Source organism: Pseudomonas segetis, assembly GCF_900188155.1.
Taxonomy (GTDB): domain Bacteria; phylum Pseudomonadota; class Gammaproteobacteria; order Pseudomonadales; family Pseudomonadaceae; genus Aquipseudomonas; species Aquipseudomonas segetis.
On record NZ_FZOG01000002.1, the window covers coordinates 947,247 to 973,260 of the forward strand.

The 26,014-nt window shown below is 57.5% G+C and carries 22 protein-coding genes and 1 tRNA gene; 9 read left to right on the forward strand and 14 right to left on the reverse strand.

Going from position 1 to position 26,014, the window contains the following annotated elements:
• The first annotated feature begins 73 nt into the window (after positions 1–73).
• Positions 74–1,339 carry an Hsp70 family protein gene (locus tag CHB79_RS10255; RefSeq protein WP_089359777.1) on the forward strand — a complete coding sequence of 422 codons (1,266 nt, stop codon included), beginning with the start codon at positions 74–76 and terminating at the stop codon, positions 1,337–1,339.
• Between the two features lie 73 nt (positions 1,340–1,412).
• Here the strand turns inward: CHB79_RS10255 and CHB79_RS10260 are convergent, their stop codons facing one another.
• Complete coding sequence (locus tag CHB79_RS10260; protein WP_089359778.1) at positions 1,413–1,856, reverse strand: GNAT family N-acetyltransferase; 444 nt, start codon at positions 1,854–1,856, stop codon at positions 1,413–1,415.
• A 92-nt stretch (positions 1,857–1,948) separates the two neighbouring features.
• Positions 1,949–4,240 (reverse strand): YgiQ family radical SAM protein, encoded by a 2,292-nt coding sequence (locus tag CHB79_RS10265; protein WP_089359974.1) that lies wholly within the window; start codon positions 4,238–4,240, stop codon positions 1,949–1,951.
• A 546-nt stretch (positions 4,241–4,786) separates the two neighbouring features.
• On the opposite strand from CHB79_RS10265, the gene CHB79_RS10270 reads away from it, so the two are divergent.
• The 5 genes from CHB79_RS10270 to CHB79_RS10290 are packed head-to-tail and all read left to right on the forward strand — an operon-like array spanning position 4,787 to position 10,892.
• Entirely contained in the window at positions 4,787–5,527 is a 741-nt protein-coding gene (locus CHB79_RS10270) for a hypothetical protein (protein WP_089359779.1), read from the forward strand.
• Positions 5,524–7,158 (forward strand): GH3 family acyl-acid amido synthetase, encoded by a 1,635-nt coding sequence (locus CHB79_RS10275; protein WP_245851425.1) that lies wholly within the window; start codon positions 5,524–5,526, stop codon positions 7,156–7,158. Before CHB79_RS10270 ends, CHB79_RS10275 begins: the two co-directional genes overlap by 4 nt.
• Positions 7,155–8,255 carry a hypothetical protein gene (locus tag CHB79_RS10280; protein WP_089359780.1) on the forward strand — a complete coding sequence of 367 codons (1,101 nt, stop codon included), beginning with the start codon at positions 7,155–7,157 and terminating at the stop codon, positions 8,253–8,255. Before CHB79_RS10275 ends, CHB79_RS10280 begins: the two co-directional genes overlap by 4 nt.
• Positions 8,252–9,352, forward strand: coding sequence for an HlyD family secretion protein (locus tag CHB79_RS10285; protein WP_089359781.1), 1,101 nt, complete (start codon positions 8,252–8,254; stop codon positions 9,350–9,352). Before CHB79_RS10280 ends, CHB79_RS10285 begins: the two co-directional genes overlap by 4 nt.
• The gene (locus CHB79_RS10290; RefSeq protein WP_089359782.1) at positions 9,336–10,892 is read left to right on the forward strand and encodes a DHA2 family efflux MFS transporter permease subunit; all 1,557 of its coding nucleotides are present in this window, start codon (positions 9,336–9,338) and stop codon (positions 10,890–10,892) included. Before CHB79_RS10285 ends, CHB79_RS10290 begins: the two co-directional genes overlap by 17 nt.
• 77 nt (positions 10,893–10,969) lie before the next feature.
• Here CHB79_RS10290 and alr read toward each other — a convergent pair whose 3' ends face one another.
• Positions 10,970–12,052, reverse strand: a complete 1,083-nt coding sequence (gene alr, locus CHB79_RS10295) for an alanine racemase (protein ID WP_089359976.1) — start codon at positions 12,050–12,052, stop codon at positions 10,970–10,972.
• 251 nt (positions 12,053–12,303) lie between these two features.
• Here alr and CHB79_RS10300 point away from each other — a divergent pair, with 251 nt between their 5' ends.
• Both CHB79_RS10300 and CHB79_RS10305 read left to right on the forward strand, forming a co-directional pair.
• Positions 12,304–12,669: a VOC family protein gene (locus CHB79_RS10300; RefSeq protein ID WP_010488342.1), complete on the forward strand. Its 366-nt coding sequence runs from the start codon at positions 12,304–12,306 to the stop codon at positions 12,667–12,669.
• A gap of 56 nt (positions 12,670–12,725) precedes the next feature.
• The gene (locus tag CHB79_RS10305; RefSeq protein ID WP_010488344.1) at positions 12,726–13,427 is read left to right on the forward strand and encodes a helix-turn-helix transcriptional regulator; all 702 of its coding nucleotides are present in this window, start codon (positions 12,726–12,728) and stop codon (positions 13,425–13,427) included.
• 21 nt (positions 13,428–13,448) lie between these two features.
• Here CHB79_RS10305 and dnaB read toward each other — a convergent pair whose 3' ends face one another.
• The 7 genes from dnaB to rnr form a co-directional block, all read right to left on the reverse strand.
• Complete coding sequence (gene dnaB, locus CHB79_RS10310) at positions 13,449–14,843, reverse strand: replicative DNA helicase (protein WP_010488346.1); 1,395 nt, start codon at positions 14,841–14,843, stop codon at positions 13,449–13,451.
• A gap of 122 nt (positions 14,844–14,965) precedes the next feature.
• Positions 14,966–15,412 (reverse strand): 50S ribosomal protein L9, encoded by a 447-nt coding sequence (rplI, locus tag CHB79_RS10315; protein WP_089359783.1) that lies wholly within the window; start codon positions 15,410–15,412, stop codon positions 14,966–14,968.
• A 21-nt stretch (positions 15,413–15,433) separates the two neighbouring features.
• A complete protein-coding gene (locus CHB79_RS10320) occupies positions 15,434–16,327 on the reverse strand; it encodes a YybS family protein (protein WP_089359784.1) in 894 nt (297 codons plus the stop codon).
• A gap of 35 nt (positions 16,328–16,362) precedes the next feature.
• Entirely contained in the window at positions 16,363–16,593 is a 231-nt protein-coding gene (rpsR, locus tag CHB79_RS10325) for a 30S ribosomal protein S18 (RefSeq protein ID WP_003246847.1), read from the reverse strand.
• A gap of 28 nt (positions 16,594–16,621) precedes the next feature.
• On the reverse strand, positions 16,622–17,050 hold the full coding sequence (gene rpsF / locus CHB79_RS10330; RefSeq protein WP_010488358.1) for a 30S ribosomal protein S6: 429 nt from the start codon (positions 17,048–17,050) through the stop codon (positions 16,622–16,624).
• Between the two features lie 284 nt (positions 17,051–17,334).
• A complete protein-coding gene (gene rlmB, locus CHB79_RS10335; protein ID WP_010488359.1) occupies positions 17,335–18,084 on the reverse strand; it encodes a 23S rRNA (guanosine(2251)-2'-O)-methyltransferase RlmB in 750 nt (249 codons plus the stop codon).
• Positions 18,081–20,666 (reverse strand): ribonuclease R, encoded by a 2,586-nt coding sequence (gene rnr / locus CHB79_RS10340; RefSeq protein WP_089359785.1) that lies wholly within the window; start codon positions 20,664–20,666, stop codon positions 18,081–18,083. Before rnr ends, rlmB begins: the two co-directional genes overlap by 4 nt.
• A 205-nt stretch (positions 20,667–20,871) precedes the next feature.
• Here rnr and CHB79_RS10345 point away from each other — a divergent pair.
• Positions 20,872–20,958, forward strand: a tRNA-Leu gene (locus CHB79_RS10345).
• A 110-nt stretch (positions 20,959–21,068) separates the two neighbouring features.
• Here CHB79_RS10345 and CHB79_RS10350 read toward each other — a convergent pair.
• The 4 genes from CHB79_RS10350 to CHB79_RS10365 all read right to left on the reverse strand — a co-directional run bounded on the left by CHB79_RS10350 (position 21,069) and on the right by CHB79_RS10365 (position 25,923).
• On the reverse strand, positions 21,069–23,003 hold the full coding sequence (locus tag CHB79_RS10350; RefSeq protein WP_089359786.1) for a methyl-accepting chemotaxis protein: 1,935 nt from the start codon (positions 23,001–23,003) through the stop codon (positions 21,069–21,071).
• Between the two features lie 158 nt (positions 23,004–23,161).
• Complete coding sequence (locus tag CHB79_RS10355; RefSeq protein WP_089359787.1) at positions 23,162–24,457, reverse strand: adenylosuccinate synthase; 1,296 nt, start codon at positions 24,455–24,457, stop codon at positions 23,162–23,164.
• Positions 24,458–24,512: 55 nt separating this feature from the next.
• Positions 24,513–25,700: an ATP phosphoribosyltransferase regulatory subunit gene (locus CHB79_RS10360; RefSeq protein ID WP_010488363.1), complete on the reverse strand. Its 1,188-nt coding sequence runs from the start codon at positions 25,698–25,700 to the stop codon at positions 24,513–24,515.
• A 37-nt stretch (positions 25,701–25,737) separates the two neighbouring features.
• The gene (locus tag CHB79_RS10365; protein WP_029529584.1) at positions 25,738–25,923 is read right to left on the reverse strand and encodes a DUF2065 domain-containing protein; all 186 of its coding nucleotides are present in this window, start codon (positions 25,921–25,923) and stop codon (positions 25,738–25,740) included.
• Between the last annotated feature and the right edge of the window lie 91 nt (positions 25,924–26,014).

The window sequence follows — 26,014 nt, forward strand, 5'->3', positions numbered from 1 at the left end:
CGCAACACATGGGGAGCATTCGTGCGCCAGCTCGCATAGAATGCGCGGCCGTTTTTCAGGAACAGCGCGCAGCATGTCTTTTTCTACTCCAGCCCGCGCCTGCGGCATCGACTTCGGCACATCCAACTCAACCGTCGGCTGGCAGCGCCCAGGCGTTGACGCCTTGATTGAGCTCGAAGATGGCAAGATCACCCTGCCCTCGGTTATTTTCTTTAACTTCGAGGAACGTCGCCCGGTTTACGGCCGACTGGCCTTGCACGAATACCTGGAAGGTTACGAGGGACGCTTGATGCGCTCCCTGAAAAGCCTGCTGGGCTCAAAGCTCCTGAAGAGTGAAACCACGGTGCTCGGCAGTGCGTTGCCCTTCAAGGACTTGCTGGGTTTCTTTATTGGCGAACTGAAAAGTCGCGCCGAAACCGTTGCTGATCGCCCCTTTGAAGAAGTGGTGCTCGGTCGCCCGGTATTTTTTGTCGACGATGACCCTGTTGCCGACCAGGAAGCACAAAATACCCTGGTCGCCGTTGCCCACAAGCTGGGATTCAAGGACGTTTCCTTCCAGTACGAACCCATTGCCGCCGCGTTCGACTACGAAAGCACCATTGGCAAGGAAGAGCTCGTCTTGATCGTCGACATCGGCGGTGGTACTTCCGACTTCTCACTGGTACGCCTGTCTCCCGAGCGCCGTGCCGTTGCCGAACGCCATGAGGATATTCTGGCCACCGGCGGCGTACACATCGGCGGCACCGACTTCGACAAACAACTGAGCCTGCAAGGCGTCATGCCCCTGTTCGGTTACGGCAGCCGCATGAAAAGCGATGCCTTGATGCCAACCAGCTTTCACCTCAACCTGGCGACCTGGCACACGATCAACGCGGTGTACGCGCAAAAATCCCAGCTTTCGCTGAAAAGCATGCGTTACGACATCGTCGATCCAACGGGTATCGATCGCCTGTTCAAGCTGATCGAACAACGCGCCGGCCATTGGCTAGCCATGCAGGTTGAAGACAGCAAGATCGAGCTGACCGAAAAAGATGTGCGGCCAATTGACCTCAAGCGCGTCGAGCCTGGCTTGGTTGCAGAGCTGAGCCGCGAGCTGTTTGACAGCTCTATCGAGCCGCTGCTTGAACGTATTCGCGCCAGCGTCAGTGAGTTGCTGAGCAGCGCTGGCGTCGGTGTTGCCGATGTCGATACTGTGTTCTTCACTGGCGGCTCCAGCAGCATTCCGGCGCTGCGCCAGAGTGTTGCGGCCATGCTGCCCAACGCACGCCATGTCGAAGGCAATAACTTCGGCAGTATCGGCAATGGACTGGCAATTGAGGCACAGAAGCGTTACGGCTGATGTATTGTGCGAGGCAGGCCTGAGCATGCAAATGCGGGCTTCGCTGGATTTGATAGAGGCCTCGGATAGCTATTCAGAGCCGCTTTTCAAAATAGACGCGCTTGTAGCCGTCTTCTGTGCGACGCCCTACTTGTACATAGCCGAGCCTGGGGTAGATTGACAGGTTATCGCCCATAAGCTCATGGGTATAAAGCTGCACGCTACCAATTGCGAGCTTGCGGCCGGCCTGTTCACAAAAGCCAATCAGCAACTTGCCCGCGCCACGCCCCGCAGCACTGGGCAAGACGGCTACGTTCTCCAGAAGTAGCCGCCCGGCGCTGGCATAGAACACAATAAAGCCAAGCAAATTGTCGCTTGCATCTGTCGCGACGTAGACGACACCCGCGGCAATCTGCGCGGCGTAATCGGCGAGCATGGGTGCGGGCTTGCGCCCGATCACCGGCACATAGCGCGCATAGGCTTGCTCAGCACAGTCTTGAATGCTCGGCAGGTCACTGGCCACAGCCAATCTGATCATGACGACCTCTAGCAACTAACGCCTTGCACGGTTAGCCCAAGAGCCAGGCAGTTGTTGCCTGGCTTGCAGTGCCCCTCGGGTCTGCGCGTCAATCAACGCGGAACCGCAGGCGCCTTGACTGGTTTCTTGCCCTTGCCCTTTTTGGCATTGGCGCGCTCTCTGGCGGCTTCCTGATTCTTGGCAAAGGCTGCGGCCTTGGCTTGCTCGCGCTTGTCCCAAGGTTTGCTACCGTCGCTCGCACGCGGTGGCAAGCCTGTGTGCTGCGTCAACATCGGCTTGCCGATTTTCTTGCTGCCGGCAGGTGTCGAGTTCTTGCGACGCGCACTTTGGTAACCATCAACCGCTGGCTGGAATGCCGGAATCAGCTGGTTCTTGCCATTGCCAATCAGGTCGCTGCGGCCCATACGTTCGAGCGCTTCTCTGAGCATCGGCCAGCCACGCGGATCGTGGTAACGCAAGAAGGCCTTGTGCAAGCGGCGTTGGGCTTCGCTCTTGACAATGCTTACGCCATTGCTCTTGTAGGTCACCTTGCGCAGCGGGTTTTTACCCGAGTGATACATGGCAGTCGCTGTCGCCATTGGCGATGGATAGAAGGCCTGAACCTGGTCGGCACGGAAGCCGTTGCCCTTGAGCCAGAGCGCCAGGTTCATCATGTCTTCATCGGTGGTGCCCGGGTGCGCAGCGATAAAGTAAGGAATCAGGTACTGCTCCTTACCCGCCTCTTTCGAGTACTTCTCGAACATGCGCTTGAACTTGTCATAGCTGCCGATACCCGGCTTCATCATCTGATTGAGCGGGCCTTCCTCGGTGTGCTCCGGCGCGATCTTCAGGTAACCACCGACGTGATGGGTGACCAGTTCCTTAACGTACTCCGGCGACTCGACCGCCAGGTCATAACGCAAGCCGGATGCGATCAGGATCTTCTTCACGCCCGGCAAGGCGCGGGCAGAACGGTACAGCTGAATCAGCGATGAGTGATCGGTATTGAGGTTCTCGCAGATGCCGGGAAACACGCACGATGGCTTGCGGCATGCGGCTTCGATTTCCGGGCTCTTGCAGGCAATGCGATACATATTGGCGGTCGGGCCGCCGAGGTCAGAAATAACCCCGGTGAAGCCTGGAACCTTGTCGCGGATCTCTTCGATCTCGCGAATAATCGACTCTTCGGAGCGGTTCTGGATGATCCGGCCTTCGTGCTCCGTGATCGAGCAGAAGGTGCAGCCACCAAAGCAGCCACGCATGATGTTCACCGAGAAGCGAATCATCTCGTAAGCCGGAATCTTTGCCTTGCCGTAAGCCGGGTGCGGAACACGGGCGTAGGGCATGCCGAAAACGTAATCCATCTCTTCGGTGGTCATCGGGATCGGTGGTGGATTGAACCAGACATCAACATCGCCATGGCGCTGCACCAGCGCACGGGCATTGCCCGGGTTGGTTTCCAGGTGCAGCACGCGATTGGCGTGGGCGTAGAGTACGCTGTCACCGCGAACCTTCTCGAACGACGGCAAGCGGATCACGGTTTTGTCACGCTCAAGGCGCGGGTGCGGCAGCAGTTGGACCACCTTGGCTTCATTGGGGTCTTCAACCGGGCCTTTTTCCTGCTCGATGGCGCAGGCCGCCGTATCCTGGGTATTGACGTAAGGGTTGATGATCTTGTCGATCTTGCCCGGTCGGTCGATACGTGTGGAGTCGATCTCCATCCAGCCTTCAGGCGTGTCACGGCGAATAAAGGCTGTGCCGCGGATGTCATTGATATCTTCGATCTTCTGCCCGTAGGACAGACGCTGGGCGATCTCGACCACGGCGCGCTCGGCGTTGCCGTACAGCAGGATATCGGCGCAGGCATCAATCAGGATCGAGTGGCGAACCTTGTCCTGCCAGTAATCGTAATGGGCAATACGACGCAGCGAGGCTTCAATGCCTCCAAGCACAATCGGCACGTGCTTGTAGGCTTCCTTGCAGCGCTGGCTATACACCAGGCTGGCGCGGTCTGGACGGCTGCCCGCCTGGCCGCCGGGGGTGTAGGCATCGTCCGAGCGGATCTTTTTATCCGCGGTGTAGCGGTTGATCATCGAGTCCATGTTGCCAGCCGCGACGCCGAAGAACAGGTTCGGCTCGCCGAGCTTCATGAAGTCGTCTTTGGACTGCCAGTTGGGCTGGGCGATGATCCCGACACGGAAACCCTGGGCTTCGAGCAGACGGCCAATAATCGCCATGCCGAACGATGGGTGATCAACATAGGCATCGCCGGTGACGATGATGATGTCACAGGAATCCCAGCCAAGCTGATCCATCTCCTCCCTGCTCATCGGCAGGAAAGGCGCTGGTCCGAAACATTCGGCCCAGTATTTTGGATAATCGAAAAGAGGCTTGGCTGCTTGCATGACGGTAACCGAATGGTTCATGGATTTTCACGGGCGCGGATAATAGCACATTTTTTAACCAAACCCGACGCCCACGCTCAGGCTTTAACGCTATAAGAATCGCCAGTACGGCAAAGATGAATGGGCATAGCCTGGCTGCCTCCTGCGCAGTGAACGCGACAAGACACAATCAAACTTTTGTATCGGCCTGCCAAGCCGAGCCAATACGCACCTGAAAATACGCAACAATCAGTTACATTCGCGCAACCAAATTGCCACCACATCATCCCCGGCCAGCGCCAAGTGTTACCGCCCAAAAGCCCAACACAACTTTAGGCCACTACTGGCCTCTTGCCGGAAACCTAAGACTAAAGCCCTCTAAACCGAGCGATTACAGGCATGAGCCTGCTCGTCTCAACCAGATATACCGCTTGGCCAATCGAGCACTCCCGGCGAGTGAACATCATTGAATTGGTCACTGAGGGCTTAATAGTGAAAGGTCTGAACGAACGAATTTACAGCCGTTTTATCGCGTTAAAGAATCTAAAAACAGCCGATACAAATGCGATGTACAGGATTTATTCGAGGTTTTACCAGAACACCACGCACGCTACCTTTCTGGACGACCTCCAGAATAAAACCGGCGCTATCGTTGCCCGCACACGCAGCACAAAACGGATAATCGGGTTTTCTACGCTGACCGTTTTTGACTGCGACATAGACGGCAAGAAAATTCGCGGCATTTTCAGCGGCGACACAATTGTCGAGCCTGAGTTCTGGGGTAGCCGCTGCCTGCATGTCGCGTTCTATCGGCAAATCCTGCTGGCCCGCCTGCGCCACCCCTTTACACCGCTATATTGGTTCCTGATATCCAAGGGCTACAAAACCTACCTGCTACTGACACGCAACTTTTACGATTACTACCCGGACCGCAACCAGCCAGACAGCAAGCTTGGCGACATAGTCCGAGCCTTCAGCAAACAGCAATACCCCAATGCCTTCGACCCTGAACGCATGCTGCTCGATTTTGGCGAAGGTGCTGCCTGCCTTGATGAGAATGTCGCCCAAATAACCCCGGAAATCCGTGCCCAGGAACCTGACATCGCCTATTTCGAGGACTGCAATCCAAGTTGGCGACAAGGAACTGAACTGCCTTGCGCCGGGGAAATCTCGTTCTCGGCGCTGACAAAGTATTGCTACCACCTCAGCCTCAAGGTCATCCGGCTCAAGCTCAAGCAACGTGCAATAGCCAAAACCCAGTCCGTCCCTGATGCTCTCAAAGGCGACGCCGCCGGGCCTGAAATATGACTCGATCACTGGCGAGCCAATTTGGTCACGGGCTGCTTAAAGCCTTCATGCGTCGTGGCTTGCAACGCTTCGAGCAAGAAGCGCCAAAACTGGAGTTGATCCAACGGAGCCTGTTGCAAAAGTGGTTGCATGGCCACGCGCGCGCAGCATCGACTGTGCATTCCAACCTCAAGGCCAGCGACAGCTGGGAGCAATTCGCCAGCAAGCAGCCCTGCACAACCTATGACAACTATCGGGGACTGATAGAGCGGCAGCGCCACCAGCAAGACAAATCGCTTTTCGACAGCCCGATAAGCCGCTACCAACCCACTAGCGGCTCGACCTCGGCGATAAAGTGGATTCCCTATACCCAGGCTTTCCTGGGCGAACTTGATCAGGCGATTACGCCCTGGATTGGCGATCTGTATCGGCAATTTCCAAAGATTGCCCAGGGCAGCCATTACTGGTCGCTTTCCTGGATCCCGACCTCAATGCGGGATGCAAGCAGCACTGAGCTCAATGATGACATGCAGCTTATGTCCCTCGGCAAGCGCCTGGTCGCAGGACTGACCCAGACAGCTCCCGCCTCAATTGCCCTGGCCAAAACAGCTGAAGATTCACTCTTTGCAACCTTGGCCTACCTGGTCGCCGACGAGCAGTTGAGTGTTATATCAATCTGGAGCCCGACGTTCGGGCTTGGCCTTCTCGAACAACTCGGCAACTGCCGTGAAGAGCTGATAGAGGTGCTTCAACAAGGCGCCTGGGGTAAGCGCGCCGCAGCCATGGCCGGGCTTGAGTGTCCAGGGTCCCATAAAGCCGCACAACGCCTGAAGGCATGGGATGGGGTTGCTGATCCTGCCTTCTTTGCAGAGCTGTGGCCGCGCCTGACCCTGCTGAGCGCCTGGGATACCGCTGCGGCTTTGCCCTGGGCACGACAACTGCAAAAGTTGCTGGCACACGCGCAGTTCCAGGGTAAAGGCTTATGGGCAACGGAGGGCGTGGTGAGTATTCCTTTGCGAAACCACTGCCCACTGGCCTACCGCAGCCATGTGTATGAGTTTGAAGACCTCGACAATGGGCAGGTCCTGGCGCCATGGCAATTGCGCAAGGGCCAGCAGGTCATGCCCTTGCTCACGACAGGGAGTGGATTTGCCCGCTACCGAATGAACGATGTCCTGCAGGTTAGCGACCATTGGCGAACCCTGCCTTGCTTTACCTTTCTCGGCCGCAATGATGGTACTGACCTGGTTGGCGAAAAGATCAGCGCGACGCTCGCACAAACAATAATCGCCGGCCTGACCTACAGCGACCTGCTCCCCGTGACCTTGCTCGCCCTCAGCGCCAGCACACCGGACAAACCCGGTTATGTGCTACTGATTGAAGGCCCGGGCGACTCAAACTCGGTGTCCATCACGACCCTTGCCGCTCAACTTGAGCATGCACTTCTAAAGAACTTTCACTACCGCCTGGCACGCGACCTCGGTCAACTGGCCAGGGCACGCTGCATTTGCCTGCCGAACATGCGCCAGATCTACCTGGAGCAATCACGCGCCCGAGGGATGCTTGAAGGCAACATAAAGCTAGAAGCACTGCGGCACTGGTCCGGCCCGCTGCCGTTGGAGCTTCGCCTGGCACTGGAGGCAACCCCGTGAATAAAGAATTCCGCACGCGCCCTGCTACGGCCAAGGACGAAAGCGCCCTGCGGGCACTGCTCAGGCGGGTGCCACAAATGGGTAGCGTTACCCTGATATTTGAACGAGAGCCTGATTTTTTTACCGGGGCGCGAGTGAGCTGCGAGCAAGAGCTTGTGCTGGTTTGCGAAGAACTGGATGCCCCTGGCGTACTTATCGCCATGGTTGATATTGGTGAACGCCGGCAATACATCAATGGCAAATCTGAATCCGTCAGGTACCTGCATGACTTGCGTATAGCCCCCGAATGCCGGGGCGGCAAGGTCTTGAAAGCATTGTTTATGGCGATTGCCGAACACATGGGCAGCGAAAATGACTGGATGGAAGCGGTCATTCTCGAAGAAAACCTGATTCCACTGGGGATTATTGATCGCGGTCGAACCTGGTTGCCTGATTTCTACCCTGGCGGGCGTGTCATCACCAGCCTGCTGCCAGCCCAGTCGCGCAAGACCACCCCGGATAGGAGCCTGACAATCCGCCCTGCAACAAGTGCCGACGCGCCCCAGCTGCAACAGCTGTGGGATAGGGCTAGCCAGCGCCAGGGATTCCCGGTCTATCACGTCAATGACCTACTGGCCGCCACGGCCTACTTCCATGGCATAACCATCAGTGACTACCTCATGGCCTTCATCGAGGGAAGACCCGTTGCTTGCATGGGCCTGTGGAACCAGAAGAACTTCAAGCAGACCCGTGTCAGTGGCTACGCGCCATGGATCGCTGCCTTGCGCATCCCATACAACCTCTACGCAAGGCTCTTCGGCGGAATACATCTCCCCTCGCCCGGTGATTGCTTCAACTACTTGACCCTGCACAGCCTGGTAATCGATCAGGAAAATCCGACGGTATTCAAGGCCCTGCTCGACTACGTACTTGAACATCACCTGCAACCACAGCAATGCCTCGCCTGTGGCTTCTTTGACGACCATCCGCTGGAGGCTGCGCTAGGCGCTTATCGGCGCAAGCGACTTCACAGCCGTCACTTCCTGATCAGCTATCACCAGGATCCTCGCCAGACGCAGGGCTCGACCAACCGCCACATAGAGATAGCCCGCCTGTGAACGCCGGTCCAAGCCGCTCGTATGTCGATTCGGCAGATGTCGCAGAACCGTGGCCTGATGCTTATCAAGGCAATCGCACGACACAGCGGCGACTCATTGTCTTTGCCTGCCTGCTGGCACTGGTGGCTGTGACCTATGCAGGATACTGGCTAGTACATTTGCGCTTTATCGAAAGCACCGACAATGCCTATGTGCGAGCCGATACCCTGGTGATTTCAAGCCAGCTTGCAGGACGTGTCGACCAAGTCATGGTCGATGACAACCAGTGGGTTGCAGCAGGCGAGCCCCTCGCGCACATCGAAGATGCAGACTTCAGGTTCAATGTGGCGCGCAGCGAAACACAAATTGCACATTTGGCGGTACAGCTCGATGACATAGGCAATCAACGCGACCAGCAGCTGGCAAATATTGAAGCGCAAAAAGCGGTAATCCGCGCACATGAAGCCGAGTTGAAGCGTCATCAGCAGGACCTTGAGCGCATCCGCATGATGCGCAATAACGGCTTTGCATCTGAGCAAGCCTTCTCGTCGCTTGCGGCGAATGTCAGCGTGGCAACCGCCCAGCTTGACCAGTCGAAATCAGCACTTAAAGCCCTGCAGATCGCCTTGGCACAACTGGATAACCGTGGCCTACAACTCAAAACGCAAATCGCGGGCCGCGAAAACGAGCTGCACCTGGCCAAGCTCAACTTGTCGCGTACCACAATCAAGGCGCCAGTCGCAGGCTGGGTTGGCAATCGCTCTATCAACCAGGGGGAATATGTACGCCCTGGCGAAGCCTTGTTATCACTGGTGTCGCAAGCCAAGTGGGTTCAGGCCAACTTCAAGGAAACGCAAATTGCGGCGATGCGCAAAGGGTACAAGGCCCAAGTCCGCTTTGATGCCTTGCCCGACCTGGTAATCGAAGGCGTGATCGAGAGCATGCAACCCGCCACCGGTTCCCGCTTCAGCTTGCTGCCACCTGACAACGCAACCGGCAACTTCACCAAGGTGATCCAACGTGTTCCGGTAAAAATATTGCTTCCGGACAAGATCACTGCACTGGAGCAAATACGCCCTGGGCTTTCTGCGGAGGTGGTCCTTGACCGACGCCAATAAGCACGCCACAAATCTAGCCCCCGAGCCCAGCCTGCAGGACTGGATCGCCGTACTAAGCACCATGCTGGGGGCGTTTATGGCGGTTATCGATATATTGATTACCAATGCTTCGCTCAAGGAAATTCAGTCCGCACTGGGCGCGACCCTCAACGAAGGGTCATGGATTTCAACGGCCTACCTGGTTGCAGAAATCATCATTATCCCGCTTACCGTTTGGCTCAATGATTTATTGGGCAAGCGCCGCCTGACGATATGGCTGACCCTTGGTTTTATTGGCTCATCACTACTCTGCTCTTTAGCCTGGTCGCTCAACAGCATGATTGTATTTCGCGCGTTCCAGGGCCTGTGCGGCGGGGCATTTATTCCGTTGGCGTTCAGCATGGTACTCACCCACTTGCCCGAGCATCGGCGCCCAACCGGCATGGCCCTGTTTGCCGTAACCGCTACTTTTGCACCGGCGATAGGTCCGACCATTGGCGGCTGGCTGACAGAAACCCTGGGTTGGCAGTACTTGTTCTACATCAACATACCACCTGGGCTGCTGATGATCGCGGGGCTGATGTACGGCCTCAAGCAGCACCCCATCAACTGGAAACTGCTGGACCAGGCCGATTACGCGGGGATCTGCACCATGGCGATTGGCTTGGCATCTCTGCAGGTGTTTCTCGAGGAAGGCTATCGCAATGACTGGTTCAGCTCACCCATGATCCTGGCCCTGGCCATTGTCGCGTTCATCAGCCTCGGCGCATTCATTATCATCGAGCTGTCCCGCGACAACCCATTGCTCAATCTGCGCATACTCAAAAACCGCAATTTCTTCCTGAGTTGTATCGCAACCGTTGGCCTGGGTATTGGCTTGTATGGTTCGATCTATGCGCTGCCGCTGTATTTGTCACAAGTCCAGGACAACAGCCCACTACAGATTGGCCGGTTGATCATGTGGATGGGGCTGCCCCAATTGGCGATTATTCCTTGCGTGCCACTACTGATGCGCTTTATTGATCCGCGCATACTCTGCGCCTTTGGTTTTGGCCTGTTCGGCTATGCGAGCTTTATCAGCGGTTCGCTAAACCCGGATATGGGCGCAGAGCAATTGCTGCATATTCAATTGATTCGCGCCGCAGGCCAGCCGTTGATCCTCATTACCTCATCACTGATTGCGACAAGCTATATCGAAACCAGGGACGCTGGCGCGGCATCGGCGCTGTTCAACATCATCCGTAATCTCACCGGGGCGATTTTCATTGCCCTATTGGTCACCATGCTGCAGAGCGAAACCCGACGCAATTATGAGTACTTGCGCGAGTCAGTCAGCAGCCTCAACCCGCAGGCATTGAGGCGTCTGGATTTTCTGACCGACAAGCTCGGCAACTCAGAACGCGCCCTCGCCCTTATCGCCGAGCAGGCACGCGAACAGGCCTCCATACTGGCCTATAACGAAGCCTTCCATATCATGGGCGCGGCCCTGATCATCAGTGTACTGGCCATCCTTCTTACCCGGCGTCTCCCCGCGGGGTCAAAGCTAGGCGCGGTGCACTAGATCCGAACCCACCGCATCTGGCGTCCAGCCCGAACACTCCCGGGCTGAAACAGCTGCGCCCGGCCGTTCTGAGCCGATCAATGATTATTCAAGTAACGGCGCGGCACTCTCTCAGTCACCTTGGTCAAAAGTTCATAACCAATGGTTCCAGCAGCCTGGGCCACTTCATCGACGGCTAACTGATTGCCCCACAACTCAACAGCATCACCCACGGCAGGCTGAGCCAGGTCAGTCAGGTCGACCGTGAGCATATCCATCGAAACCCGGCCGACCAAAGGCACACGCTGGCCATTGACCATAACCGGCGTGCCAGCAGGCGCATGGCGCGGATAACCATCGGCGTAGCCGCAGCTCACGGTACCTATCACTGACGCACGCGAGGCAACCCAACTGGCACCGTAACCCACGGACTCACCCTGTGCGACATGACGCACGGCAATCAATTGCGCAGAAAGCGTCATCACTGGCTTTAGACCAAGCTGGGCAACGCTCAAATCTGCGAAAGGCGTGGCGCCGTAGAGCATGATGCCTGGACGCAGCCAATCCATATGCGCAGCAGGGATAGTCAGGATAGCCGCCGAATTGGCCAACGAGCGCTGATCAAAGTCGAGGTCGAGCATATCCAGGAAACACGCTAGCTGGTGCTCGGTGAGCTCATGGCCACGCTCATCAGCACAGGCAAAATGGCTGATCAGGTTCAGCTCATTGCATTGCGCGCTGTTTCGCAATGCCCCATGCGCGGCACGAACGCCATCAGCGTCAAAACCCAGGCGATGCATGCCGCTGTCGAGCTTTAGCCAGATATTCAATGGCGGCCCTGCATGCGCAGCCAAGACCGCATCAAGCTGCTGCTGGCTCTGCACGACAAGGTCCAGGCGTAATTGCTGGGCCAACTGTACTTCGACAGCCTCGAAACAGCCCTCGAGCAACAGTATCCGCGCGTCAGCATGCATCGCCCGGACTTGAGCAGCCTCCTCCAGACAGGCGACCGCAAAACCATCGGCCAGATCATGCAGCGCCGTGACCACCTCGCGCACGCCATGGCCATAGGCATTGGCCTTGACCACGGCAAATGCCTCACGCCCCGGACCACAGCGCTTGGCAACAGCGTAGTTGTGGCAGACGGCAGACAAATCGATGGTGGCAACAAGGGGGCGCATGGCAAGGCTCCACAGCAGATCAAAGCCGAGCATCTTAAACCTCAGCCCTCAACCTGCAAGCCCTGGGTAACCAACTCGCCTGTACGGCTCCACGTTGCACGCAATGGTTGGCGAATCAGCCTTTATCGCTCAGCGGCGAAAACTACTGACACTAAGCTGTCAGTAGCACTGCCCTAGAGTCAGCTTTACAGGCTAACACGCGCTATCAGAGACAGCCGTCGCCTGCCCACTGACCTTCAAGGAAAGAGCACATGAATGCGATCAACTGGTTTGAACTTTTTGTCGGCAACTTCGAGCGCGCACGAGACTTTTATGAACGCGCACTGGCAATGCCTCTGCAAGAAATGGAGAGCGACGGCGGGCGCATGGCCGTGTTCCCCTATGCACAGGACAGCGGTGTTGGTGGCTGCCTGAGCGAATCTGCCGAGCAACAAAGTGGTATTGGCGGCACTCGGGTGTACCTGAATGTCGAAGGCAACCTGGATGAAGTGGTGAGCCGAGTTCCCTCGGCAGGCGGGGTCATTATTCATAGCAAGATGTCCATCGCACCCCACGGCTACATTGCTGTGATAAAAGATAGCGAAGGCAACGAAGTGGGCCTGCACAGCATGACCTGAATGCGCCACGCCAGGCGCGCAGCAGCATGCCTGGCCACCCAAACAGCAGAGGAAACATGAGGCGCGCCGACCGTCTGTTTCAAATCGTTCAGTTCCTGCGTAGCCGCCGTTTGACCACTGCCCAATGGCTGGCTGAACGGCTACAGGTATCTGTGCGCACGATCTACCGAGATATCCAAGACCTCTCACTCTCTGGTGTTCCGCTGGAGGGTGAGGCTGGCGTTGGCTACGTGCTGCGCCAACCTATGGACCTTCCCCCTTTGATGTTCGAAAGCGAGGAAATCGAGGCGCTGCTGGTAGGCGCAAGCATGGTCCAAGCCTGGGCGGACCCTCAACTTCAGCGAGCCGCCGAATCAGCATTGGCGAAGATCCACAACGTACTGCCCAACGAGATGCGCGAGGAGTTCAATCGCAACCAATTGTTTGCCCCCAGAACCAACCCATATCCTGTTCACTGGCTCGGTCAGCTACGCGGGGCTATACGCCAACGCCACAAATTACTGATCAGCTATCGGGATGAGCGCGGGGAAACCAGCGAGCGGTGTATCTGGCCGCTGGGGTTGTTCTTCTGGGGGCAAACCTGGACATTGTGCAGTTGGTGCGAGCTGCGCAACGATTTTCGCAACTTTCGTATCGACCGAGTCGAGCAATTGCACGATCGAGCTGAAACCTTCGAAGCGGTAGAAGGCCAACGCCTGGGGGACTACCTCAAACCCTTTCTAGGCGAACAGGCGACCGCACCGTTGTACAAGAGCTAATGACAGCCCAAGGCACGCCAATCAGTCCTCGTCGAACTGGTAGCTGCCTGGCGCCAGGTTTTCGAAACGCGAATACTTGCCCAGGAACGCCAGACGCGTGGTGCCAATAGGGCCGTTCCGTTGCTTACCGATGATGATTTCGGCAACGCCCTTGTATTCGGTTTCAGGGTGATAGACCTCGTCCCGATAGACGAACATGATGATATCGGCGTCCTGCTCGATCGCTCCCGACTCACGCAAGTCGGAGTTGATTGGGCGTTTGTTCGGGCGCTGTTCAAGGCCCCGGTTAAGCTGCGACAGGGCAACCACCGGGCAATTGAACTCCTTAGCCAGGGCTTTCAACGAGCGCGAGATCTCGGAAATTTCGTTTACCCGGCTTTCACTGCTGGAGCCCGGAATCTGCATAAGCTGCAGGTAGTCGACCATGATCAAGCCGATCTCACCGTGCTCACGAGCCAGACGCCGCGTGCGGGCGCGCATCTCAGAAGGCGAAATACCGGCGGTATCGTCAATAAACAGTTTACGGTCGTTAAGCAGGTTGACCGCTGAGGTCAGGCGCGGCCAATCGTCATCATCCAGGCGGCCGGCACGTACCTTGGTCTGATCAATGCGCCCCAGGGATGCGAGCATACGCATAACGATGGAGTCAGCCGGCATCTCCAGCGAGTAGACGACAATCGCCTTGTCACTGCGCAACACCGCATTCTCGACCAGGTTCATGGCGAAAGTGGTTTTACCCATCGAGGGACGACCCGCGACGATTATCAGGTCGGCCGGTTGCAAGCCACTGGTTTGGGCATCAAGGTCGGTAAAGCCGGTCGAAAGCCCGGTAATATCATCGCCACTGTTGAACAGGGTATCGATACGGTCGATGGCCTTGACCAGAATGTCGTTGATCGCCAACGGCCCGCCAGTCTTGGGCCGTGCCTCGGCGATCTGGAAGATCAGGCGCTCGGCCTCATCGAGGATCTCTTCGCCCGTTCGGCCCTCAGGGGCGTAGGCACTGTCGGCGATCTCGCTGCTGATACCGATAAGCTGGCGTAACGTCGCACGCTCGCGAATGATCTGCGCGTAGGCCTTGATGTTGGCGACCGACGGCGTGTTCTTGGCCAGTTCCCCCAGATAAGCCAAGCCACCGGCGGCAGGCAGCTGGCCTTCTTTGTCCAGCTGCTCGGACAGCGTCACCACGTCAAATGGGTGGTTACGTTCCGCCAGCTTGTAGATGGCGCGAAAGATAAGGCGATGATCGTGACGATAGAAGTCACCATCGGAGACCTGGTCAAGCACGCGCTCCCAGGCATTGTTGTCGAGCATCAAGCCGCCGAGTACCGCTTGCTCCGCCTCGATCGAGTGCGGCGGCACTTTTAGAGCCGAAGTCTGCAAGTCGTATTGTTCAGGAATGCTGATGTCGTTCATAAGCTCTGAGAATAATTCTTTGGGTGCATAAAAACAAAAGGCACGACATCGCTTGCGCAATGCCGTGCCTGATTGTCAGCAGACCCGCACCGAAGTGCAAGGCCTACTATGTCGCATACTGCTTAAGCAGCTACAACAACAACCTTGACGGTTGCTTCAACGTCGCTGTGCAGGTGCACGGCTACGTCGTATTCGCCAATTTGACGAATAGTGCCGTTCGGCAGACGAACTTCAGCTTTAGCCACTTCAACGCCAGAGGCGGTCAGGGCATCAGCGATGTCGTGAGTACCGATCGAGCCGAACAGTTTGCCCTCATCGCCCGCAGTAGCGGTGATGGTGACTTCGAGTTCAGCCAGCTGAGCAGCGCGAGATTCAGCAGAAGCTTTCTTCTCGGCGGCAATTTTTTCCAGCTCGGCGCGACGTGCTTCAAAAGCAGCAACGTTTGCAGCGGTAGCTGCGGTGGCCTTGCCTTTCGGCAGCAGGAAGTTACGGCCGTAACCAGCCTTAACGTTCACTTTATCGCCCAGGTTGCCCAGGTTGGCGATTTTTTCCAGCAGGATCAGTTCCATTTGGTAATAACCTCTTAACTTTTAACCTTCACCGTTCGCGGAGCCAGAGCCTTTTTTACGCTCATGACGCCCACGAAAATCAAACAGACTGTCGACAATGGCGATTACCACCAGTAACGGATAAGTCAGCTGCATAAACAGCAGCAGCGTGATGTATAGCCCCACAAGCCAAAACTTGGACATCCGCCCTTGCGCCACCAGCCCATGAATCAGGGCGATGCCTGCAAACGCCAACGGTACGCTACACAACGGTGTCAGCATGGCCATTTGTGGACCGAGATTCGGCCCTAACAGCATGCCCACCAGCAGCAACATCGCTAACGGCGGCGGCAGCTTCAAGGTGCGAAATTCGCGCCCGAAACCACCCGGGTTATACAACAGCGCCTGCCAATAACGCCCAAGCATCAGGCTCAACAGGCTGACAATCTGCAACAAAGCTGCCAGCAATCCAGTCAAGACCGGTGCAATCAGGCTGTCCAGACGCGCTCGCTCATCTACCGACATTTGCTGGTAGACCCCATCGAGCATTTGCGGCATGAGCTGTTTCAACTCACCCGCCATGGCATCGATAGGTTCGCGGAACACCGCACCCAAAACCAACCCGTACACCAGGCCTAATGCCACGCTGCAAAGCAGCACACGGTTCCAGGACATACTGGAGCGCAACAACAACCCCAGGCCCAGCGCCCCCAGCAACACCAACAAGGTGCGCGGTTCGCCGAAGTACCACCAGCCAATCGCCGGTAGCAATGCCCATGCGAGGATGCCCAGGGCATCACTCAAACCGCGCCGCAGGAGTACCAGACAGCCTGCAGCAGCACTCAACCAGAACAGCAGCGGCAATGCCGCCGATCCGACCACCACGAGAGTGGCCTGCATACGGCCGCGCATAATGAATTCAGCTATGGCGCGCATGCGTTAATCCCTTACTACTTGTCGAACATCCGGTCTTAGCGGCCGTGGCTGTCGGTGTAAGGCAGCAGGGCCAGGAAGCGAGCGCGCTTGATAGCGGTAGCCAGCTGACGCTGATAACGAGCCTTAGTACCGGTGATACGGCTAGGAACGATTTTGCCGGTTTCCGAGATGTAAGCTTTCAGCGTGTTGAGATCTTTGAAATCGATCTCTTTCACGTCTTCAGCGGTGAAACGGCAGAATTTACGACGACGGAAGAAACGTGCCATTTGATAGGCTCCTCAATAGATCCGTGGATTACTCGTCAGCGTTGTCGCTGTCGTTGTTGTCGCTGTCATCGCTGTTCGAGTCATCAGACTCAGCGTTTTCAGGACGGTCACGACGCTCACGGCGCTCACTGCGGTTTTCTTCGGCCTTGAGCATCTCCGACTGTTCAACGACTGCTTCATCGCGACGGATGACCATGTTACGGATCACAGCGTCGTTGTAACGGAAGTTGTCTTCCAGCTCAGCCAAGGCTTTGCCGGTGCACTCAACGTTCAGCATCACGTAGTGAGCCTTGTGAACGTTGTTGATAGCGTACGCCAGCTGGCGACGGCCCCAATCTTCCAGACGGTGGATTTTGCCGCCGTCTTCTTCGATCAGCTTGGTGTAACGCTCAACCATGCCGCCGACTTGCTCGCTCTGGTCCGGGTGAACCAGAAAGATGATTTCGTAATGACGCATAAATGCTCCTTACGGGTTGTAGCCTGCCGCTTAATGCAGTCAGGCAAGGAGTGAATATCACTTGTTTAGTCTTGCTGAACAGAGGGCACAAAAGCGCCTGCCGTCACGGCAAGGGGCGACATTCTAGAGAAGCCCCCGGCGACAAGCAAGGTAAACTGGTGATTATTTGAACAATTGCAGACTGGGTGTGAATCAATGCCGCGAGATGCCGGACAAGATCCGGCACCTCGCGCTGCCCTGTGCGTCAGGCCATGAAATAGCGAGCCTGACAGCGCCACACCATACTATTTTTTGATGCTGCGCCTTTGACGCATGGCTTCAAACAGGCAAACACCGGTGGCTACCGAGACGTTGAGGCTGCTGACACTGCCCGCCATGGGCAGCTTGACCAGGTAATCGCAGTGTTCACGAGTGAGACGGCGCATACCACGCCCCTCCGCGCCCATGACCAGAATGGTCGGGCCAGTCAGGTCTTGATCATAGATCTCTTGCTCGGCTTCACCGGCAGTTCCGACGACCCACAAACCGCGCTGCTGTAGTTTTTCCAGGCTGCGCGCCAGGTTGGTCACCGCCACCAGCGGGATCACTTCAGCAGCGCCACAGGCGACTTTACGCACCGTTGCATTGAGCGTGGCCGACTTGTCCTTCGGGATCAGTACCGCCAGCGCGCCCGCAGCATCAGCGGTGCGCAGGCAGGCGCCAAGATTGTGCGGATCGGTTACGCCATCGAGCACCAGGATCAGCGGCGCGCCCTCGGTACGGTCGAGCAACTCATCAAGCATGGCCTCGCCCCACACCTGGCTCGGACTCACATCAGCAACAACACCCTGATGCACGCCTTCAACCCAGGCATCCATCTCACGTCGCTCACACTGACCAACCGCCACGCGAGCCTCGGCCGCCAAAGCGATCAGGGTTTGCACTCGCGGATCACTGCGCCCTTCGGCCAACCACACCTGCTTTACGCGCTTGGGGTGGTGTCGCAGCAATGCTTCTACGGCGTGCACGCCGTAGATTTTTTCCAACTGACTCATGGTTTCGCCTTACGTTTACGCGGTGCACTGCTCGTGGCTCCACCAGACTTTGGCGGGCCTTTACGGTGTTTAGAAGGCGCAGCAGCCTTGCCATCTGCCTTGGCGCCGGACTTGGATTTAGCCCCAGCCGCCTTCGGCTTCGCCTTGGAGCCAGCCAGCAGCGCACGCTTGACGTCACGGCTTTTCTGCACGTCGGCGCTCGGCGCATCCTTATTGGCCGGTTTACCCTGACGCTCCGTCTTGCTGCTGCGCTCGCCTTTGGCTGGACGCTCGGTGCGCCCCCGCCCGGTATCGCCACGCTTGCGTCCGACGGCGGCATCGATACCGCTTTGCGCCATCTCGAAGTCGATCTTGCGCTCGTCGAGATCAACCCGCATCACCTTCACTTCAACACTGTCACCCAGGCGGAAGTTACGGCCACTGCGCTCACCGGCCAAGCGATGATGAACCGGGTCGAAGTGGTAATAATCCGCCGGTAGCGCGGTGACATGCACCAAACCTTCCACGTAGATATCACTCAGCTCGACGAACAGGCCAAAACCGGTCACCGCGGTGATTACACCCGGAAAGGTCTCGCCAACGCGGTCTTTCATAAACTCGCATTTGAGCCAGTTGACCACATCGCGCGTAGCCTCGTCGGCGCGGCGCTCAGACATAGAGCACTGCTCGCCCAGTTCCTCGAGCATTGCCTCGTCGTACGGATAGATCCGCGCCTTGGGCATGCTGGTGGCGCCGGCACGCTGAACGTGCGGGGTATCCAGCTTGGAGCGAATCACACTGCGGATGGCCCTATGGATCAACAGATCCGGGTAACGGCGAATCGGCGAGGTGAAATGCGCATAAGCATCGTAATTGAGGCCAAAGTGGCCATGGTTGTCGGCGCTGTACACAGCCTGGCTCAATGAACGCAGCATCACGGTCTGAATCAGGTGGTAGTCAGGGCGATCCTTGATGGTTTCAAGCAGCGCCTGGTAATCCTTCGGCGACGGGCCGTCCTTGGCCTTGCCACGGTGCAGGCTCAAGCCCAGCTCACCCAAAAACGCCTTGAGTTTTTCCAGGCGTTCAGGCGGCGGCCCGTCATGCACGCGATACAAAGCCGGAATTTCATGCTTTTGCATAAACGCGGCTGTGGCAACGTTGGCGGCCAGCATGCATTCTTCGATCAGCTTGTGTGCATCGTTGCGCTGGGTCGGGCGAATCTCGGCAATCTTGCGCCCAGCGCCGAAGATGATGCGGGTTTCCTGAGTCTCGAAGTCAATCGCACCGCGCTCATGACGCGCAGCCAAAAGCACGTGATACAGGGAATAGAGCTGCTTGAGATGCGGCAACACTTCTTTGTATTCGCTACACAGGGCCTTGCCATCGGCAGTCTTCGGCTGCTCAAGCATGGTGCTGACCTTGTTGTAGGTCAGGCGCGCATGGGAATGAATAACCGCTTCATAGAACTGGTAGTCAGTCATCTTGCCGGTCTTAGAGATAGTCATCTCGCAAACCATGGCCAGGCGATCAACATGCGGATTCAGCGAACACAGGCCGTTGGACAGTTCCTCCGGCAGCATCGGGATCACCCGCTCCGGGAAATACACCGAGTTGCCGCGCACTTGCGCCTCGGCATCCAGCGCCGAGCCGATTTTGACGTAATGGGAAACGTCAGCGATAGCGACATACAGCTTCCAGCCGCCACCGAACAGTCGCCAGTTACCGCCACCTTTTTCGCAATACACCGCGTCATCGAAGTCACGCGCATCTTCGCCGTCGATGGTGACGAACGGCAGATGACGCAAATCAACCCGCTTTTCCTTGTCCTTTTCTTCGACTTCAGGCTTGAGCTTGCTGGCTTCTTTAACGACAGCATCTGGCCAGACATGGGGGATGTCGTAGCTGCGCAAGGCAACATCGATTTCCATGCCAGGGGCCATGTAATTGCCCACGACCTCGACCACATCACCTTGCGGCTGGAAGCGCTGGGTTGGCCAGTGGGTGATTTTCACCTCAACGAACTGGCCCTGCTTGGCCCCCGCATTGCGACCCTGGGTAACCAGCACTTCCTGCTGGATTTTCGGATTATCAGGAATGACGAAGCCAATGCCGCTTTCTTCGTAATAGCGGCCGACGATGGATTCATGACCGCGGGAGATCACTTCAACCACGGCGCCTTCGCGGCGGCCACGCCGATCAAGACCGGCAACCCGCGCCAATGCACGATCGCCATCGAAAACCAGGCGCATCTGCGCCGGGCTCAGAAACAGGTCGTCGCTGCCATCATCGGGCACCAGGAAGCCAAAGCCGTCGCGGTGACCACTGATCCGCCCCAGCACCAAATCCAGCTTATCGACCGGAGCATAGGTGCCGCGACGCGTGTAAATAAGCTGACCGTCGCGCTCCATTGCACGCAGTCGACGACGCAGTGCTTCCACCTGCTCGTCAGTTGTCAGTCCGAACTCTTCCAGCAGCTGTTCGCGGTTTGCCGGGGAGCCACGCTCATCGAGATGCTTGAGAATAAGCTCACGACTAGGGATGGGATTTTCATACTTTTCCGCTTCACGGGCGGCCTCGGGATCGAGGGATTGCCAATCGGCCATTAGAGAGGATTCACCTTTTCTATATAAATTCGGTTTGTCATACGCCTATTGAAGCGCGAAACAGGTGTCCGGGTCAGCCCGCAACACATAATATTTTTTTTAACGACAGGGGTTTACAAGTAAAAAACCGATCCGTATTATGCGCGCCACAACGACGGCAAACGTTGTTGTAGTTGATAGCAAAAGAGCAATCTTTGCAATCAATGCCCAGGTGGTGAAATTGGTAGACACGCCAGCTTCAGGTGCTGGTGACCTTACGGTCGTGGAAGTTCGAGTCTTCTCCTGGGCACCAAATTCAAAAAAACCGAGCCAAACAGCTCGGTTTTTTTATGCCTGCGTTTCAGCTTAGCAGCTGCCCGGCAAAAGCCACCAAGAAACCCTGGCGGCCTTGCATTCAGCGCGCTAGACCTTGAACTGCCCCAAGCTCAGGCTTAACTGGGAAGCCAGCCCATCCAGCACCCGGCCACTCTTGGCGGTCGCCGCTACAGCCTCAGCCGCACGCTGCGATTCAGCATGAATGACCTCCACTCGCCGACGAACAGCCGCTGCCCCCTCAGCCTGGTGCCGGGCAGCACCCGCCGCGGCATTGATCGCTCCGTGCACCTCTTCCACCGAGACCTGCACCGAACCCTGCAGCCGCTCACTCTCATTCAGCGCCGCCAATCCTTGTGCCGCCTGTCGGCTCGCTTGCTCAATTGCACTCACAGCCTCGCGCGCTCCCTGCTGCAAGGCACCTATATGCGCCTGAATGTCACCAGTCGATTGCTGGGTTTTACTGGCCAAGGCCCGTACCTCGTCCGCAACCACCGCAAAACCACGGCCGCTTTCGCCCGCCCGTGCAGCCTCAATTGCGGCATTGAGCGCCAGCAGGTTAGTTTGCTCGGCGATACCATGTATGACCGTCAGCACCACTTCGATCTGCTCACTTTGCCGCGCCAGGCGCTGAATTACCGCCGCACCGGTATCGACACTGTCAACCAGCTCGGCAATGGAACCACCGACACGCCTGGCGATCGCCGAATTATCCTCGGTGGCCTGGCGAATAGAGCCAACACGCTGCAACGCCTCCTGCATGGACTGGCTTTCGGCCTGCGCTTCGTCGGCCATCTGCGCCAGCGCGTGCAAGCTGCCCGCCACCTCATCACGCTGGCGCGCCGCAGAAACCTCAGCCGCCGCGCTACGCACAGCCAGACTTTCGATTTCGACCCCTGTGCGCACGGCGATATCACCGGCCTCGCGGACAATAGGCTGTAGCTTGCCGACAAAGCGATTGACCACCGCGGCCATGTCACCGATTTCATCCCGACTGTTCATCTGCACCCGACGTGTCAGATCGCCCTCGCCGGCGGCCCAGTCATCCATCACCGCAATCAGGGTGTGCAGCTTGCTCACCACGCGACGCCCCAAAACCAGGGCCAGTACCAGCAAAATGACCAGACCGACCAGCGCCAAGCCAATACTGATATTCCAGCGCAGGCTCTGCGCGGCCGACTCAATCGCCTGCCGACTGTTTTCAGCCATGGCTTGCGCGGTTTGCTGGGCACCTTTGAGCCGTGACGCCAATGCCGCCGCACTGTCACTGGCCGCCGCACTCAAACCATCCGAAACCAGCTGGCCGCTGCTCTGGATCAGTGCAGCAAAGCGTTGGTCAAGCTGGGCAACGACCTTATCGACATCAACGGTCGATACACCAAGGATTACCTTGCCAATCTCCGACCCCATTGGATTGATTGATGCTTCAACCACATAAACCCCGGGATCACTTGCCGCCGCATTGAGCAATTTATCCAGAGAACCGCGCCCCTGCCCCTTGGCGATCAGGGCCTTGACTCGCTCATCCGTACGATTGACATGACGCGTCAGGCGCTCGCCACCGGCATCAACATAGACGGCAAAAAGCACATTTGAGTTGCGATGGGCCATGCGCACCAGCTCGGTCAGGGCTGGCACGTCATTGTCCCAAATGGCTTTTGGGGCGACCGCCGCCAGAAGCTGCGCCAAGTCATCCGCCGACTGCTTGAGATTGCTCTCCAGTATGCCGCGCAGCTGCACCTGCTCCGCGCTCAGGCGCTCCTTCAGCCCAGCCCCAAGGCTTGCCTGGGTTCGACTGGATAGCCCCTCAAGCCCGCCACGCACCTCGGCGCTGGCCGCCTCGAGATCAGTCGACAGTTGCCGGGTGTCGCTGCCCAGACGCGCAGACAGATCCTCAACCAGCGTGCTCACCGTTGTGCGCGTAAGCATCACAGCAACCAGCACTTGCACCAACAACGCCAGCCCCAAGGCAATAAATACCGGGCGCAACAAACGACTGCGTAACAACGAAGCAATGGCAAACACGGGACGACTCCTCAACAACCGTACTTCTATAACGGCGACTTCCGGAATTAGTTGAGCCCAAGCAAGCCTTATGCCTAACTATCCTTGATCACATGCAAGCCAAGCAGAATGCAAAAAGGGCCGCACCAGGCGACCCTTTTTTCAACAACAGGTAATGCTTAGCCGAACGGGTGACGCAGCACGATAGTTTCGTTGCGATCAGGACCGGTCGAGATGATATCGATAGGCGCACCCACCAATTCCTCAACACGCTTGATGTAGTTGCGCGCATTGACTGGCAACTCTTCGAGGGTCTTGACGCCCAGCGTCGACTCACTCCAGCCTGGCACTTCTTCGTACACTGGCTGCAGGCCGATATAGCTGTCCGCATCAGTCGGCGCATCAACCAGAACCTCACCGTTCTGATCTTTGTAGCCTACGCAGATGTTGATGGCTTCCAGGCCGTCGAGCACATCCAGCTTGGTCAGGCACAGGCCCGAGATGCTGTTGATTTCGATAGCGCGACGCAGGATAACCGCATCAAACCAGCCACAACGACGAGCACGACCGGTAGTTGCACCGAACTCGTGACCACGCTTGGCCAGGAACGCACCGGTCTCGTCAAACAACTCGGTCGGGAACGGACCCGAACCCACGCGCGTGGTGTAGGCCTTGGTGATGCCCAGGATGTAGTCGAGATACATGGGACCAAAACCAGAACCAGTGGCGATGCCGCCCGCAGTGGTGTTGGAGCTGGTCACGTATGGGTAGGTGCCGTGGTCGATATCCAGCAATGAGCCCTGCGCACCCTCAAACATGATGTCTTTGGCGTCGCGGCGCATTTCGTGAAGAATCGCAGTCACGTCAGCCATCATTGGCTTGAGCAACTCGGCGTATTCCATGCACTCATCCAGGGTTTTCTGGAAGTCGATCGCAGGCTCCTTGTAGAAGTTCTGCAATACGAAGTTATGGTAGTCGAGCAACTCGCCCAGCTTGGCCGCAAAGCGCTCGCGATGGAACAAATCACCGATGCGCAGGCCACGGCGCGCTACCTTGTCTTCGTAGGCCGGGCCAATACCGCGACCGGTCGTACCGATCTTGGCGTCGCCTCGGGCTTTTTCGCGGGCCTGATCCAGCGCCACGTGATAAGACAGAATCAACGGGCAGGAAGGGCTGATACGCAGGCGCTCACGCACCGGTACGCCTTTTTCTTCGAGCTTGATGATTTCACGCATCAGCGCATCCGGGGCAACCACCACGCCATTACCGATCAAGCACTGCACGCCATCGCGCAGAATGCCTGACGGGATCAGGTGCAGAACGGTTTTCTCGCCGTCGATTACCAGCGTATGGCCAGCGTTGTGACCGCCCTGATAACGAACCACGGCAGCAGCCTGTTCGGTCAGCAGATCGACGATCTTACCCTTGCCCTCGTCGCCCCACTGGGTGCCCAGGACTACGACATTCTTACCCATAACACTTGTCCTCATTCGCGCAAGCTAGATGTCGGCGATAACCGACGGAAACATATCAGGACGCCAGGGGCGTCACTTGCCAACGACCATCACGCAACTGCAACTGACGGTCACAGCCAGCCTCATGCGCATCAGCCAAACCCTGTTCTGGCAGAGCCTGTACCACCCGCGCGCCTTCGCCACGCAGCTTTTGTACCGCTTGCCACAGGTAAACATCGTGGTGATCAGGCGCCCAAATGCCCGCCGGCGCATCCGCCAGTTGCATGTTGCCCAAGCTCACCAGGGTTTTTAAATCCGTCGAGAAGCCTGTTGCCGGGCGCGCGCGACCGAAGTCTGCGCCGATATCATCGTAACGACCACCCTGGGCAATCGACTGGCCGACACCCGGTACAAACGCAGCAAACACCACGCCAGTGTGATAGTGATAGCCGCGCAACTCGCCAAGATCAAAGTACAGCGGTAATTCTGGATAGCGCAGGCTCAGCTCATCGGCAATCGCCAGCAGGTCATCCAGTGCGGCATGCACATCATCCGGCGCCTCGACCAGGCATGCCTGCGCCAGGTCAAGCACCTCACGGCCACCGCACAGCTCAGCCAGCGCACGCAGCATCTTGCCCAGCTCGGCGGGCAATGCGGCGGTCAACTCGGCGATTTCATCAATGGCCTTGCGCTGCAGGGCATCGAACAACTGCTGCTCGGCCGCACCCGACAAGCCAGCTGCCCGCGCCAGACCGCGATAGATGCCGACATGACCGAGATCCATGTGCACATCCGGCACAGCCGCCAGCTCAAGCGTGTTGACCAGCAGGCTGATAACCTCGACATCGCTTGCAGGGCTCGCATCGCCATACAACTCGGCACCCAACTGGATCGGGCTACGCGAGGTGGTCAGCGCACGCGGCTGGGCATGCAGCACACTGCCGGCATAGCACAGCCGGCTCGGCCCTTCCCGCCGCAGCGTATGTGCGTCGATACGGGCAACCTGCGGCGTAATGTCCGCGCGGAACCCCATCTGCCGACCCGATAAAGGATCGATCACCTTGAACGTCCGCAGATCGAGATCCTGACCCGCGCCAGTCAGCAGCGACTCAAGGTATTCGATATGCGGCGTTACTACGAATTCATAGCCCCAACGCTGGAATAGATCCAGCACTTGGCGGCGCGCCACTTCGATGCGCGCAGCCTCTGGAGGTAATACTTCTTCGATGCCATCTGGCAGCAGCCAGCGGTCTACCGTCGCCATTTCGCCATTCCCCTCTTGATCCGGGCGGCACAAGCCATCAGTGAAGCCAATAAAGAAGCGCTGTGCCCAGCAACATGCTGGTCAGCCCCATAAGACGCAGTCCGCGATCCGACAACTGAGCCAGTTGCTCGACCGCACCGCGCCAACGACGCGGATAGAGGAAGGGCAGGACACCTTCGAGCACCAAGACCAAACAAACTGCTATGCCTAATTCCTGCCACATGATTCCCACAGACGCAAAAAAGCCGGGATTTTCCCGGCTGCCGCATCATACCACGTTTTCTTGAACGGTCACCCCGACGGACGACATGCGT

What these genes read in the sequence shown, in the direction of transcription:
- CHB79_RS10255 (WP_089359777.1), top strand. Translation starts at nt 74, where the DNA reads ATGTCTTTTTCTACTCCAGCCCGCGCCTGCGGCATCGACTTCGGCACA.
- CHB79_RS10260 (WP_089359778.1), bottom strand. Translation starts at nt 1,856, where the DNA reads ATGATCAGATTGGCTGTGGCCAGTGACCTGCCGAGCATTCAAGACTGT.
- CHB79_RS10265 (WP_089359974.1), bottom strand. Translation starts at nt 4,240, where the DNA reads ATGCAAGCAGCCAAGCCTCTTTTCGATTATCCAAAATACTGGGCCGAA.
- CHB79_RS10270 (WP_089359779.1), top strand. Translation starts at nt 4,787, where the DNA reads ATGTACAGGATTTATTCGAGGTTTTACCAGAACACCACGCACGCTACC.
- CHB79_RS10275 (WP_245851425.1), top strand. Translation starts at nt 5,524, where the DNA reads ATGACTCGATCACTGGCGAGCCAATTTGGTCACGGGCTGCTTAAAGCC.
- alr (WP_089359976.1), bottom strand. Translation starts at nt 12,052, where the DNA reads ATGCGCCCCCTTGTTGCCACCATCGATTTGTCTGCCGTCTGCCACAAC.
- CHB79_RS10300 (WP_010488342.1), top strand. Translation starts at nt 12,304, where the DNA reads ATGAATGCGATCAACTGGTTTGAACTTTTTGTCGGCAACTTCGAGCGC.
- CHB79_RS10305 (WP_010488344.1), top strand. Translation starts at nt 12,726, where the DNA reads ATGAGGCGCGCCGACCGTCTGTTTCAAATCGTTCAGTTCCTGCGTAGC.
- dnaB (WP_010488346.1), bottom strand. Translation starts at nt 14,843, where the DNA reads ATGAACGACATCAGCATTCCTGAACAATACGACTTGCAGACTTCGGCT.
- rplI (WP_089359783.1), bottom strand. Translation starts at nt 15,412, where the DNA reads ATGGAACTGATCCTGCTGGAAAAAATCGCCAACCTGGGCAACCTGGGC.
- CHB79_RS10320 (WP_089359784.1), bottom strand. Translation starts at nt 16,327, where the DNA reads ATGCGCGCCATAGCTGAATTCATTATGCGCGGCCGTATGCAGGCCACT.
- rpsR (WP_003246847.1), bottom strand. Translation starts at nt 16,593, where the DNA reads ATGGCACGTTTCTTCCGTCGTCGTAAATTCTGCCGTTTCACCGCTGAA.
- rpsF (WP_010488358.1), bottom strand. Translation starts at nt 17,050, where the DNA reads ATGCGTCATTACGAAATCATCTTTCTGGTTCACCCGGACCAGAGCGAG.
- rlmB (WP_010488359.1), bottom strand. Translation starts at nt 18,084, where the DNA reads ATGAGTCAGTTGGAAAAAATCTACGGCGTGCACGCCGTAGAAGCATTG.
- rnr (WP_089359785.1), bottom strand. Translation starts at nt 20,666, where the DNA reads ATGGCCGATTGGCAATCCCTCGATCCCGAGGCCGCCCGTGAAGCGGAA.
- CHB79_RS10355 (WP_089359787.1), bottom strand. Translation starts at nt 24,457, where the DNA reads ATGGGTAAGAATGTCGTAGTCCTGGGCACCCAGTGGGGCGACGAGGGC.
- CHB79_RS10360 (WP_010488363.1), bottom strand. Translation starts at nt 25,700, where the DNA reads ATGGCGACGGTAGACCGCTGGCTGCTGCCAGATGGCATCGAAGAAGTA.
- CHB79_RS10365 (WP_029529584.1), bottom strand. Translation starts at nt 25,923, where the DNA reads ATGTGGCAGGAATTAGGCATAGCAGTTTGTTTGGTCTTGGTGCTCGAA.